Below are 13,571 nucleotides of genomic sequence, written 5' to 3'. Positions count from 1 at the left end.
TATTATGGTTTCCGTTTTATACAGTTACACATTGCATATTAAGTGGTATTAGAAGGTACGACCAATCTCAAATTGTATTGACTTGGTATCATCACCTTTTTTGTCATTCAATGGATACGCATAGCTCAATGATAATGGCCCAATCATGGTAATCCATGTAAACCCAACACCTGCGCTATAACGCATTTCATTGAAATCAACATCATATTCGTCAGATTCGGTATCAAAAACTTGACCACCCTCGATAAACATCACAGGGCGAATCTGACGTGCCCAGTCACTCTTGGTTGGCATTGGTAATACAAGCTCCATACCACCTTGAATCAAAGCATTACCACCGACCTCTTCTGGGTCAGGATCACTGGTATTGGTTTGTTCATAAATGACTGAATCATATTGTGGACCCAATGTATTGGTGTCAAAACCACGTACCGAGCCATAGCCACCCGCAAAGAAGTTTTTGTAGAATGGTAGATCGTGCCCATAACCAAGCTTACCATAGCCACGCAAGACAAAACCGCTGTCCCAAAGTGGTAGATACGCTTGTGTATCATAAGTCGCTTTTTGATACTCGACATCACTACCTGGTAATGCTGCATCAACACTTAAGCGGTGATAGATCCCTTTAGTTGGGAAGACTGGACGGTTTAAAGTATTATATGCCCACGATAAATTCAAATTATACGTAAGAAATTCACCTTGGAACTCACTATCATACGTTTCAATAATTCCTGTACACTCATACTCACCCTCATCATTAAGTTCGTAATCATCCGTACAATATTGGCTCGTACCTGTCGCCTTACCACCATTTTCTAGTAAATAATCTCGTACATAGGTTGATACATAAGCACCTGTTGTCACTTTAGTTTTATCTACATTTAAAGTTGCACTGATGTTCTGATTTTCATCCAGTGGATAACCAAAAGTTAAAGAACCACCGATTGAGTCGGTCACATAATTACTGACGTTATAGTCTTCATCAAGCTTGGTTTTACGATAATAAACATTGTAGCCACGACTAATTCCATCAATGGTAAAGTACGGGTCATAGATGTTTAAATTATAATAATCAAGGGTTTCTGAACGAGATAGGTCGATAGACACTCGATTCCCTGTACCCATAAAGTTGGTTTGACTTAAGCCTAACTGATAGGTCACACCACCGCTTTCAGAATAACCTACAGCAATGGTACTTGTCCCTGAATGCTGCTCTTTGACCGCAACATTAAGATCCACTTGATCAGGTGCGTTTGGCACACGAGCAGGCGTAATCTCAACAGTTTCAAAGAAACCTGTACGCTCTAAACGTACTTTAGACAAGTCAATTTTTTCATTACTTGCTAAAGCACCTTCCATCTGACGCAATTCACGGCGTAATACTTCATCGGCAGTTTTATTATTACCTGTAAAGTTAATACGACGTACGGTGATTTGCTGACCTGGATTGATATAATAATTCAAATCAACAGTTTTAGTTTCTTCGTTGATTTCAGGAACCACATTCACTTCAGCGTAGTAATAACCTGCATTCCCAAACTTACGAGTTAATAGCTGTTTTAATGTATTCACACGTGCCTGTGAATAGGTTTCACCAGACTTATAAAGCTGTAATGCTTTTAAGTCTGATTCGCTATACAGTGCATCACCTAAAAACTTGGTTTCACCAAATTTAAATTGCTCACCTTCATCAATACTGACTTCGATGAAAATACGTTTTTTATCTTCACTGATATTGAGCTGTGAATTGAGCACTTCAAAGTTGATATAACCATCATTGAGGTACATCGCACGTAACGCTTCTAAGCTCGCTGTCATACGCTCTTTGGCATAACGATCATTACGTGTCAAGATCGATGACCAAGAACTTTCTTTGACCGCAAATGCACGCTCAATATCACTATCTTTAAATACCGTATTACCAATAACATTGATGTTAACAACTTTGGCTGCATCACCTTCATTAAATAATAGTTTTAAATCAACACGGTTATTGGGGCGAGCAACAGTCTGCACTTGCACATCTGCGTTATAACGACCTTGTTGGGTATATTGTTGCTCTAATTCATTCTCAACATTTTGCAAGACTGACTTTTTCAGTACTTCGCCTTCAGCCAAGCCCATTTTCTTTAAACCTTCGTTTAAAGCTTCAGCCGGGATCAGCTTATTGCCATCAAGCTCGACTTTTGCAATGACTGGACGCTCAACCACTTTAAAAGTTAAAACATTGCCTTGACGATTGGCTTGCACATCATCAAAGTTACCTGACTCGTACAATGCACGTACCGATGCAGCAATCGCTGTATCATCGACCTGATCACCACTACTGACTGGTAAAACACTATACACAGACGCAGGTGTCAAACGTACCAAGCCATCGATACGAATATCACTGACTTGAAAAGTTTCTGCATGTGCAGTTTGTACAATCGCCATCGCACTGACCAGTGCTAAAGGCATGAAATAAGCATTATGACGCATAGTGTTCAGTTCCAGTCTTTTTTCAGTCGTTGGCTTTGTCCGAAAACGCCACCATCAAATCTTTGTATAAAAATTCTTTGCGTAAATACGCTCATCTATCATTCGGATTTTAGATTGATAAATGAAATCCAAAATCTTAGATTTTCAAGTCGATCAATTTTTTCAAATCTCATCGATTAAAATCGCATAAAGTCATTAAACAATGCCAACAACATCATCATGCCAAGCAATGCCATGCCAATTTTAAGCCCAAACATCTGCACTTGCTCTGATACAGGTCGCCCACGAATCAATTCGATGAGGTAATATACTAAATGTCCGCCGTCAAGCATAGGAATCGGTAACAAATTTAACACACCTAGACTGACACTCATCAGCGCCATAAAGGAGAAAAAGGTCTGCCAACCCATTTCAGCACTTTGTCCTGCAACTTTGGCAATGGTAATTGGTCCTGACAAATTGTCTAATCCAATTAACCCTTTTACCATTTTAACAATCCCATTGACTGTCATCACAGACAGCTGCCATGTCTTATCCGTTGCACGGAACAATGCTTCCATCGGACTATATTGAATCGTCTGCTTATACGCATCAGGAATCACAAAACTCTCAGCTTTAATCCCTGCACCAATAAAACCTGTTTCCGTACCCATCGCATCTTTACGTGCTTGAGGCATAACTTTTAAATCAATACTTTGAGCATTACGTAGTACGGTAAATGTCATCAGCTTCTCAGGCGACTGGCGAATATATTCCACCACCTGATACCAATCATCGACCGCATTGCCATTAATCGCTGTGATCTCATCACCAACTTTCATGCCTTGTCGCTCTGCAGCACCACCTGAGCTAATCTCACCAATCACAGGTTTGATTTTCGGCTGATACGGCATAAAGCCTAAACTTTGTAATGGTGATTGGCTTTGATCTTTAATAAAATTTTCTATTGGTAACTGCTTTTCTAAAGTTTGAGTGCCATTTGGTGAAACTTGACGCTCCACCTGTACCGCAAGTGTCCCACTCTCACCCATACGCTCAAGCAAAGCATAATTCAACTTTTCCCAAGTCGGCGTCGCCTGACCATCAACCGCAGTGATTTTATCACCAATACGCAGATCAACTTGTGCAGCAGGAGTTTGCTCCAAAACCCGTCCAATACGCGTATTCAGCTGTTCACTTGCTGGCAAATACAGCGCCCAAAACAACACCACAGCCAACAACAAATTAATCAATGGCCCTGCTGCAACAATGGCAATACGTTTCCACGGCGACTGACGATTAAAAGCGAGATGCACCTGATCTTTCGGCACATCGCCTTCACGCTCATCAAGCATGCGCACATAACCACCGAGTGGAAATGCGGCAAAGCGATATTGAATGCCCGATTTTTTAGACGTCCATTGCAAAAGACTTGGTCCAAAACCAATCGAGTAAACCAAGACTTTGACACCAAGACGTCGAGCCACCCAGTAGTGACCAAACTCATGAATCGCAATCAATGGTCCAAGTAGCATCAAGGCGGCAAAGACAATGAAGAGAATGCTCATAGAGGTACTCCATGATCTTCGATCCACGCTATTGAACGCTCACGTACATGGCGATCGACTTGTAAAATATTTTCAATATTGCTCGCAACTTGTGCAGACACTTGATTGAGCATCTCAGCAACGAGATTTGTGATTTGAGTAAATTTGATCCGCCCTTCTAAGAAGGCTTGTACTGCGATTTCATTCGCCGCATTCAGAATTGTCGGTGCTGTGCCACCAACACGCATCGCTTCACGTGCCAAATTTAAGGCAGGGAATTTTTGGTGGTCTGGTGGATAAAAATCCAATTTTTGTACATCAAACAAATTTAAAGCCTGCACTGAAGTCGAGATACGCTTTGGCCAAGCCAAAGCATGCGCAATCGGCGTACACATATCAGGATTGCCCATCTGCGCAAGGGTCGAACCATCAATATACTGTACCATTGAGTGAATAATACTTTGTGGATGAATTACCACTGTAACAAAATGTTCAGAAATTGAAAATAAATGACACGCTTCGATCAGCTCCAAACCTTTATTCATTAAGGTTGCCGAATCGACTGAAATCTTCTGCCCCATTGACCAATTCGGGTGTTTACACGCCTGAGCAGGTGTAACGTTTTCTAATTGTGATTGATCGAAATGTAAAAATGGTCCGCCAGATGCGGTAAGTAAAATTTGCGATAAGCCAAGTTGTGGCTGTTTATTTTCATTTCGATGCGAAAAATACGACTCAGGCAAACATTGAAAAATCGCATTATGCTCAGAGTCTACTGGAAGTAACAATGCCCCTGATTTTTTCGCCTCAGATAGCAGCAAATCCCCTGACATCACCAAGGCTTCTTTATTGGCAAGTAAAACACGCTTGCCTGATTTGACCGCAGACAAAGTCGGCAACAAACCCGCCGCACCGACGATCGCAGCCATGACAATATCCACCTCAGAATTTGAGGAAATCTCAACTAAACCTTGTTCATCAAAAACCAATTCAGGCAATGGTTGCAGTTTTTTCTCATGTGCTATTTTTTTAAATTGATCCAATTGCACAGATGGGATACCGACCACTTTGGGTTGATATTGTAGGCAAATATCAACGAGCTCAGTGATGCGATGCTGTCCTGTGACCGCATACACCTGATAATCATCGCTATGTTCGGTTAAGATCTTTAAGGTACTTTGTCCAATCGAGCCAGTCGCCCCGAGTATCGCAACCGACTGCTTCATCAAACATCAATTCCCATAAGCTTGAGTAAATACAAACCTGCTGCAAAGATCGGCGTTGCCGAGAGCAAAGAATCTATACGATCAAGCACACCACCATGACCTGGAAATATACGTCCTGAATCTTTCACCCCTGCACGGCGCTTGATCATCGACTCGACCAAATCGCCCTGTACTGATGCCGCCACTGTGACCATCGATAAAAGCAGGAAAATAATAAAAGCTGTGGTGCTAAGCTCTAAATATACCGCTGATACAGCAATCATAATCAACGCCGAAGTTGCCAATCCACCGAGCAACCCTTCTACTGACTTATTTGGGCTAACATTGGGTGCGAGTTTGCGCATACCAAACTTACGTCCGACAAAATATGCGCCTGAATCAGCTCCCCAGACCAAGAGGAACACATACATCAACCACCACGGCGAAAACTGCCACAGAAAGAATATCGCCGTCACTGCAGCAAGTACAAATACAGCACCTACAATTAATAATGAAGAATTAAACCATGCATCATAGTTCGGATAACGACGTACCCAAACGATACTTACTGCCCAGATGAGTATCGAGGCTAACCAAAATAGAATCCATACGTCTGCAAGATAGAGCATGCAAAGCAATGACACTAACGCAAGCGCACTACCGTAGTACCATGCAGCGACCATCTTATGATTTTGCGTATCCGCTTGTAATGGCACAAGTTTCAACCACTCGTAGCCTGCGCCCAAAGCGGCTAAAGTCATAAGTCCAATCATTGGATATGCTGAAGTACTTGCAAACATACACACGAGTACGACAACCAACAAAACCAATGCGGTGATGATCCGCTCTAACATATTTTAATTCTCAGTATGATATTGGATGGCTTGCACTTGCTCAGAAGTTTTACCAAAACGACGTTCACGCTGTGCAAAGTCTTTTAAAATTCGATCAAACTCTTCCACTGAAAAGTCAGGCCATAAAGTTTCTGTAAAAAATAGCTCTGCATAAGCAGTCTGCCATAATAAAAAATTAGATAAGCGAAAGTCCCCGCCTGTGCGGATCAAGACATCTACAGGCGCAAGATCATTTAAGCAGGTTTGTTGATGGAAAGTGTGCTCATCAATCTCGTCAAGAGTGAGCTGATTCTGTTGCACTTGTTGCGCTAAGCTTTTTGCTGCCTGCACCATATCCCACATGCCACCATAGCTAATCGCAATGGTCAAGGTCATCGCAGTATATTGTGCTGTTTCTTGCTCTGCATCAAGCATTAGCTGTTGTAAACGTGCGGAAAGTTTCGAACGATCACCAATAAAACGTAAGGCAATCTGATGCTTTATCATTCTCGGCTTTTGCTCTATGACAGTTTCTTCAAGAAGTTGCATTAATAAAGCGACTTCTGACTCGGGACGATTCCAATTTTCACTGGAAAAAGCAAACACTGTAAGGGATTGAATACCAATCGCACGACAATGCTCCACTAGCGGATCAAGCCGATCTTTACCCGCGCGATGCCCACCACCCGAGTCTAAATGATTGCGTTTCCCATAGCGATTATTGCCATCCATAATAATGGCAACATGCTTTGGCAGAGTAGACGCAGAAATCATCGGTTGAATCGTGACAGTCAAAAACTTATACCTGCATCAATTCCGCTTCTTTATCGGCTAAGCGCTTATCCACTTCAGCAACATATTTATCAGTGAGTTTCTGAATATCATCCCCTGCACGACGCTCGTCATCTTCAGAAATTTCTTTTTCTTTCAATAAATCTTTCACATCACCCAATACATCACGGCGAATATTACGAATCGCCACTTTGGCATTTTCTGCTTCAGAACGTGCAAGCTTTTGCATATCACGGCGAGTTTCTTCAGTGAGTGCTGGTAGTGGCACACGAATCACATCGGCAGAGATCGGGTTTAAACCCAAATCACTTTCACGAATCGCCTTATCCACCGCAGACACCATATTTTTCTCAAACGGCTGTACAAGTAAAGTTCGAGAATCATCCAAACCAACACTCGCTACCTGATTCAACGGCACGTCTGAACCATAATACGGCACCATAACGCCATTGAGCATAGATGGATGCGCACGTCCTGTACGCACTTTGGCAAAGCCTTGCTCTAATGATTCAAGGCTCTTTTGCATGCGTTGTTCGCCATCTTTTTTAAGGTCATTAATCATGCTGTATTCCGTATCAAATTTTCAAAAATTGCATCATTATAAATGAATTTTTGCCGAAAAGTGTAGCTTCACTTTTCGGCAATCTGTTTAAACCCGCAAATGCTGCGTGATCATTTTAATGATTGAAGCTCAGTTTAGTTGCTAACGCGCGTACCTTCATTTTCACCCATCACCACTGACAGCAATGCACCTGATTTATTCATATCAAAGACGTGCAATGGGACATCATGGTCACGACATAAGCAGATCGCCGTCAAGTCCATCACACCGAGTTTTTCATCAAGCACTTGGTCAAACGTCAAACTATCGTATTTCACCGCATCATCATATTTGCTTGGATCTTTGTTATACACACCATCGACTTTGGTGGCTTTTAAGATCAATTTTGATTCAATCTCAATCCCACGTAAGCAGGCTGCGGTATCTGTAGTAAAGAATGGATTGCCTGTGCCTGCAACAAAGACACACACTTCACCATTATTCAGATGACGAATCGCATCACGACTTGAATACGGTTCAACCACCGTACCGATCTCAAGCGCAGACATCAGACGAGTTTTGATATTACGACGCACCAAAGCATCACGCATTGCCAAGCCATTCATAACGGTCGCAAGCATACCCATTTGATCACCTGTGACACGACCAACCAAGCCATCTTTTTGCAATTGGCTACCACGGTAGAGATTACCACCGCCAACCACGATACCAACCTGCACACCGAGTCCAACCAAATGCGCAATGGATAATGACATTTGATCAAGTACAGTGGCATCAATGCCCATTTCTTTATTTCCAGACAAAGCCTCACCAGAAAGCTTTAGTAAAATACGGGTATAGCGTGGACTTTTTTCACTCATGATCAGGCTCCAAAATTTATGTGTATACTTTTCTAAAAATCAATTCAAACTTTAATTCATATGCTATTCGATCAAGCAATGACTTCAATCAGCTCGGCAAACAAGTCATATTCATCAGCATCAGTAATTTTCACTCGAATTAAATTGCCTGCCTTAATCGCATCACGATCAATATCTTCGACAAAAACATTACCATCAATCTCAGGCGCATCAGCATACGAGCGAGCCACTGCCACCGGATACTCTGCCTCCAGTTCATCGACTAAGACCGTCATGGTTTTACCAATACGTTGCTGTAATTTCTGTGATGAAATTTCTTGTTGCAGTTGCATAAAGCGTTCAAAACGCTCTTGCTGAATATCTTCTGGCACATGATTTGGCAAATCGTTCGCTGTTGCACCCTCTACAGGTGAATATTTAAAACAGCCAACACGATCAAGTTGTGCTTCTTTCAGCCAATCGAGCAAATATTGAAAATCTTCTTCAGTTTCTCCAGGAAAACCCACCACAAAAGTCGAGCGAATCACCAGTTCAGGGCATTTTTCACGCCATGCTTTGATACGATCCAAAGTATTTTCACTGTGTGCAGGGCGCTTCATCGCCTTTAATACACTTGGACTCGCATGTTGAAATGGAATATCTAAATACGGCAAGATTTTACCTTGTGCCATCAGATCAATCGCTGCATCGACGTGTGGATACGGATAGACATAATGCAAACGCACCCAAATCCCAAGCTGACCGAGTGCTTCGCAAAGATCATAAAATTTGGTTTTTAAAGGCTGACCATCCCAAAAGTCGAGCTTGTATTTGGTATCGACACCATAAGCAGAAGTATCTTGAGAAATGACCAATAATTCTTTGACACCTGCACGCTTCAAGGCTTGCGCTTCCTGCATCACACTACTAATCGGACGTGATACCAAATCACCTCGCATACTTGGAATAATGCAGAAGGTACAGCGATGATTACAGCCTTCGGATATTTTTAAATAGGCATAATGTTTCGGTGTCAGACGAATGCCCTGCTCAGGGACAAGATCGACAAAAGGATTGTGTTTCGGCTGTTGGGGGACATATTGATGGACTGCATCCATCACATCTTGATACGCTGCCGCACCTGTGACTTTGAGTACACTTGGGTGCATCTCACGGATTTTTGCTTCGTCTTTACCCAAACAACCTGTGACGATCACTTTGCCATTTTCACTAATCGCCTCACCAATCGCATCTAAAGACTCTAGAACTGCCGACTCGATAAATCCACACGTATTCACAACTACGAGGTCTGCGCCATCATAATTCTGTGCCACTTCATAGCCTTCGGTCTTCAGCTGAGTCAAAATACGCTCAGAATCAACCAGTGCCTTAGGACAACCTAAAGATACAAAGCCTACTTTTGGGGATTTCATGACTAGACACTCCGAAACAATCGCTATATTGTAAGGTGTTTTGCCCAAGAAAAATAGTCAACACAATAACAATCAAACACAATCCACAGTCAGTTTTTAACCCATTACGCTCAACTCAGATGAAAGCACTTTATATTTCCTTACACTAAAAATGATTTATTTTGGTGCAAAAATATAAATTTTAATATTTCGCCCCACAATTGTGCATATAATCCATTTTACCCAGTCTTTTAATTCATTGAAATTGATCAGCAAATACTTTTTCATGATCCAACATAAAGACTTTGGGTACCTCAAGCATCGCAACCGAAAGCTTTTAGTGCATGTTTTTGCAATTGCTCCACTGGATCACAAAGCTTGGCTTGAAACTTGCTTAATACCCAATAACTTAGAAATTTAGCTTTATTTGGCAAGTCAGATTTTGCGCCATTTTAAAGCTTAGGCATATAAATATATGGACTTGCGCACCAATATAGACTACCGATCCATTGTCGATCATATGACCACTGCCGTATTGTTGCTCAATGCAGATTTGACAGTGCATTACATGAACTCAGCATGTGAAAGCTTGTTTGAGATGAGCTTTTTACGTGCATACGGCATGCGAGCAAAGCATTTAGTTGAACTGAGCGAAGACAGTCAATTTAGCCTTGAGGAAGTTCTGCAAAAGACTTTGGATACCGCTCAGCCTTATACTCACCGTGAAGCATTACTCAATATTTCTCTCAAAGATCGCTTTGTTGATTACACCGTATCTTTATTACCAAACAACAAAACTGGAACTTTATTGGTTGAGTTTCAACAGATTGATCGTTTACTACGTATTTCTAAAGAAGAACTCCATATTCAACAACATCAAATCGCACGACAGCTGATCCGTGGTGTGGCACATGAGATTAAGAATCCATTGGGTGGCATTCGAGGTGCAACACAGCTTCTTGGTCGTAATGTCAAAGATGCGCAGATCAAAGAATATACAGACATCATCATTGATGAAGTTGACCGACTTCGCAATCTCGCCGATACCATGCTCGGCTCTCGTCAAATGCCGAGTTACGAGCCAGTCAATATTCATGAGCCATTAGAACGTGTGCGCTCTCTCGTACTTAGTCAAACCAAAAATAAAATCAAAGTGCAACGTGACTACGACTTATCTTTGCCCGATGTGATCGCCGATCGAGATCAGCTTATTCAGGTAATTTTAAACATCAGTGTCAATGCCGTACAAGCCATGACTGAGAATGCCGATTTTTTCCATGAAAATGATACTCCTCGGCTCACTTTCCGAACTCGAATACAACGCCTCGTCACCATTCAAGGCGTGCACCATCGCAGTGCAGTTCGAGTCGATATTGAAGACAATGGCCCAGGCATTCCTGCCGATATTTTAGAATCGGTTTTTTATCCAATGGTGTCAGGTCGTGCCAATGGGACAGGACTTGGGCTCAGCATTGCGCAAAACATTATGCGACAACATCAAGGCATGATCGAGTGCCACTCTGAAGCAGGTCAAACCATATTTAGCTTATATCTACCTTGGGAGAATAGAACATGACACAGCACAAGATTTGGGTCATTGATGACGACCGTGCCATGCGCTGGGTATTGGAAAAGACCTTCAAGGAAGAAGGCTTTGACGTAACAAGTTATGAAGAAGCACAATCTGCACTTGATCATTTAACTGATACACAACCTGATGTGATTCTCACCGATATCCGTATGCCCGGTATGGATGGGTTAAACTTTCTATCTAAAGTTAAAAACTCATTCCCAGACCTGCCTGTGATCATCATGACAGCACACTCTGACCTAGAGTCTGCTGTATCAAGCTATCAAACAGGTGCGTTTGAATACTTACCAAAACCTTTTGATATTGATGAAGCATTGGCATTAGTTAATCGTGCAATTTTGCACATCACCAAGCTACAACAACAAGAAAGTGCCAAAGTACCAGTTGCCCCACCATCGACTGAAATCATTGGTGAATCTCCTGCGATGCAAGAAGTGTTTCGTGCCATTGGTCGCCTATCGCAGTCACACATTACCGTATTGATTAATGGTGAATCTGGTACAGGTAAAGAACTTGTAGCTCATGCACTACATCGCCACTCACCTCGCAGTAGCAAACCATTCATTGCCTTGAATATGGCAGCGATTCCAAAAGATTTGATCGAAACAGAATTGTTTGGGCATGAAAAAGGTGCGTTTACAGGGGCAAACACGCAACGTCAAGGTCGCTTTGAACAAGCCAATGGCGGTACGCTATTTTTAGATGAAATTGGCGATATGCCATTCGATACCCAAACTCGCTTACTCCGTGTACTCGCCGATGGTGAGTTTTATCGGGTTGGCGGACACATTCCTGTCAAGGTCAATGTCCGTATCGTCGCTGCAACACATCAAGATTTAGAACGCTTAGTACAGTCGGGCAAATTCCGTGAGGATTTGTATCATCGCTTAAATGTGATTCGTATTCACATTCCAAAATTGGCACATCGTAGCGAAGACATTCCAAAACTTGCAGAACACTTCCTTGCACGTGCTGCCAAAGAACTTGCCGTTAGTCCAAAAATTCTCAAAGCTGAAACCAAAGACTATCTCAAACAATTGCCGTGGCCGGGTAACGTCCGTCAACTTGAGAATACCTGTCGTTGGCTCACTGTAATGATTACAGGTCGTGAAATCTACCCTGAAGATCTACCGACTGAGCTACGTCAGATTCCATTACAACAGCGTGGTCTTGAAACTACGCCATTGACGAATACAAGCATTAGCTTTCATACACAAAGTACAAATCCAAATACCACTAGTCATATGCAAGCGAATGTGCACAGTGATATGCAGAGTCATGCAGGAAACCATACTTGGGATCAGCTCCTTGAGCAATGGGCATTGGAAAAGTTACAAAATGGAGAGATGAAAATACTCGAAGTGGCTGCACCAATGTTCGAAAAGACACTGATCTTAGCAGCGCTGAATCAGACCCGTGGTCGTAAACGTCATGCCGCAGAGCTACTTGGCTGGGGACGCAATACCTTGACACGTAAAATGAAAGAGCTTGGCATGGATAGTAGTGATGATGAAGATTAAGCAACTTCATTTGACCTAAGGTGAACTACTAAAACCACACTATTTTCGCATTGTTCTTTTATCATGAAATGATTAATCTAAAACCACCTGATGCTTCTTTTTACAGTAAGTTCAAATCATGGTGGTTTTTTTATGCGACATTTAATTTTTAAAATTTGTTTAGGGTTAGGCTCTGTACTTCTCACAGTGCCAGTGAGTTTTGCCACGGTTGGCGGTAAATCATATATCGAGCTTCTGGGCTATGAAGCCAAAGATCAAAAACTCTATCTTCTCAAACATGATGAAGATGCCAGTGGCAGACTTCCTCAATTGTATTATTTTGATTTTAAGTCAGCTCAGCCTGAACAATTGATCGAAGTTAAATCCATCTATCCACGAACGAAGACTGGGGAAATTGATTATTTCTCAGATGGCACTGATGTACCTTTTGAACGTGAACTCAAAAAAATTACACGTCGATTAAAAAAACTCTATCCAATCAATCCAAATATTTTCAAAATCAATGTAGAAAAAGAAGAAACGTTACAAGTGCCTGCTTGGGCTGACCCTGAAAAAACCATGCCTGAATATCGTTATGACTACACTGTGGAGGATAGCCCATACAAAAGCACCTCGCAGCAGGCTGTAAGCTATGCGCCGAAATTGACGATTAAGCAAGCGTTTCGCATTCCAAAGCAAGATCGCATGGTTGTTACAGTCGAATACCTCGGCTTTCCTGATGAAACCATGTACACCAATGAAGATGCGATTATTCTAAGCAAATAGAACACCAGTTGAAAATAGATGTCCATAAAAAAAGCGACCCTCAGG

Annotated in this window: 11 protein-coding genes; 3 read left to right on the top strand and 8 right to left on the bottom strand. The window is 42.1% G+C overall.

Translation table 11 applies throughout. The features are described from left to right. Positions 1–48: 48 nt before the first annotated feature. From bamA to rimO, 8 genes are all read right to left on the bottom strand, one after another. Positions 49–2,481, bottom strand: coding sequence for an outer membrane protein assembly factor BamA (bamA, locus tag MKI79_RS08615; RefSeq protein WP_241572139.1), 2,433 nt, complete (start codon positions 2,479–2,481; stop codon positions 49–51). 176 nt (positions 2,482–2,657) lie between these two features. Continuing rightward, positions 2,658–4,028 (bottom strand): RIP metalloprotease RseP, encoded by a 1,371-nt coding sequence (rseP, locus tag MKI79_RS08610; RefSeq protein WP_241572136.1) that lies wholly within the window; start codon positions 4,026–4,028, stop codon positions 2,658–2,660. Further along, positions 4,025–5,233 carry a 1-deoxy-D-xylulose-5-phosphate reductoisomerase gene (gene ispC, locus MKI79_RS08605; RefSeq protein ID WP_241572133.1) on the bottom strand — a complete coding sequence of 403 codons (1,209 nt, stop codon included), beginning with the start codon at positions 5,231–5,233 and terminating at the stop codon, positions 4,025–4,027. Before ispC ends, rseP begins: the two co-directional genes overlap by 4 nt. Further along, positions 5,233–6,066, bottom strand: coding sequence for a phosphatidate cytidylyltransferase (locus MKI79_RS08600; RefSeq protein WP_241572130.1), 834 nt, complete (start codon positions 6,064–6,066; stop codon positions 5,233–5,235). Before MKI79_RS08600 ends, ispC begins: the two co-directional genes overlap by 1 nt. 3 nt (positions 6,067–6,069) lie before the next feature. Further along, a complete protein-coding gene (gene uppS / locus MKI79_RS08595) occupies positions 6,070–6,819 on the bottom strand; it encodes a polyprenyl diphosphate synthase (protein ID WP_241572223.1) in 750 nt (249 codons plus the stop codon). Positions 6,820–6,844: 25 nt separating this feature from the next. Further along, the gene (gene frr / locus MKI79_RS08590) at positions 6,845–7,399 is read right to left on the bottom strand and encodes a ribosome recycling factor (RefSeq protein ID WP_241572126.1); all 555 of its coding nucleotides are present in this window, start codon (positions 7,397–7,399) and stop codon (positions 6,845–6,847) included. A gap of 134 nt (positions 7,400–7,533) precedes the next feature. Continuing rightward, a complete protein-coding gene (pyrH, locus tag MKI79_RS08585) occupies positions 7,534–8,259 on the bottom strand; it encodes a UMP kinase (RefSeq protein WP_241572124.1) in 726 nt (241 codons plus the stop codon). A 71-nt stretch (positions 8,260–8,330) separates the two neighbouring features. Next, positions 8,331–9,671 (bottom strand): 30S ribosomal protein S12 methylthiotransferase RimO, encoded by a 1,341-nt coding sequence (gene rimO / locus MKI79_RS08580; protein WP_241572122.1) that lies wholly within the window; start codon positions 9,669–9,671, stop codon positions 8,331–8,333. A 454-nt stretch (positions 9,672–10,125) separates the two neighbouring features. On the opposite strand from rimO, the gene glnL reads away from it, so the two are divergent. From glnL to MKI79_RS08565, 3 genes are all read left to right on the top strand, one after another. Further along, entirely contained in the window at positions 10,126–11,226 is a 1,101-nt protein-coding gene (gene glnL / locus MKI79_RS08575) for a nitrogen regulation protein NR(II) (RefSeq protein WP_241572118.1), read from the top strand. Next, positions 11,223–12,761, top strand: a complete 1,539-nt coding sequence (gene glnG / locus MKI79_RS08570) for a nitrogen regulation protein NR(I) (protein ID WP_241572115.1) — start codon at positions 11,223–11,225, stop codon at positions 12,759–12,761. The genes glnL and glnG overlap by 4 nt, the downstream gene beginning before the upstream one ends. A 132-nt stretch (positions 12,762–12,893) precedes the next feature. Beyond that, entirely contained in the window at positions 12,894–13,526 is a 633-nt protein-coding gene (locus MKI79_RS08565; protein ID WP_241572103.1) for an aminotransferase, read from the top strand. Positions 13,527–13,571 lie beyond the last annotated feature (45 nt).

It is taken from the genome of Acinetobacter sedimenti (assembly GCF_022601685.1).
Classification (GTDB): domain Bacteria; phylum Pseudomonadota; class Gammaproteobacteria; order Pseudomonadales; family Moraxellaceae; genus Acinetobacter; species Acinetobacter sedimenti.
The sequence above is the reverse complement of the archived record's forward strand: the minus strand, read 5'-3'. Positions and strand labels throughout refer to the sequence as shown.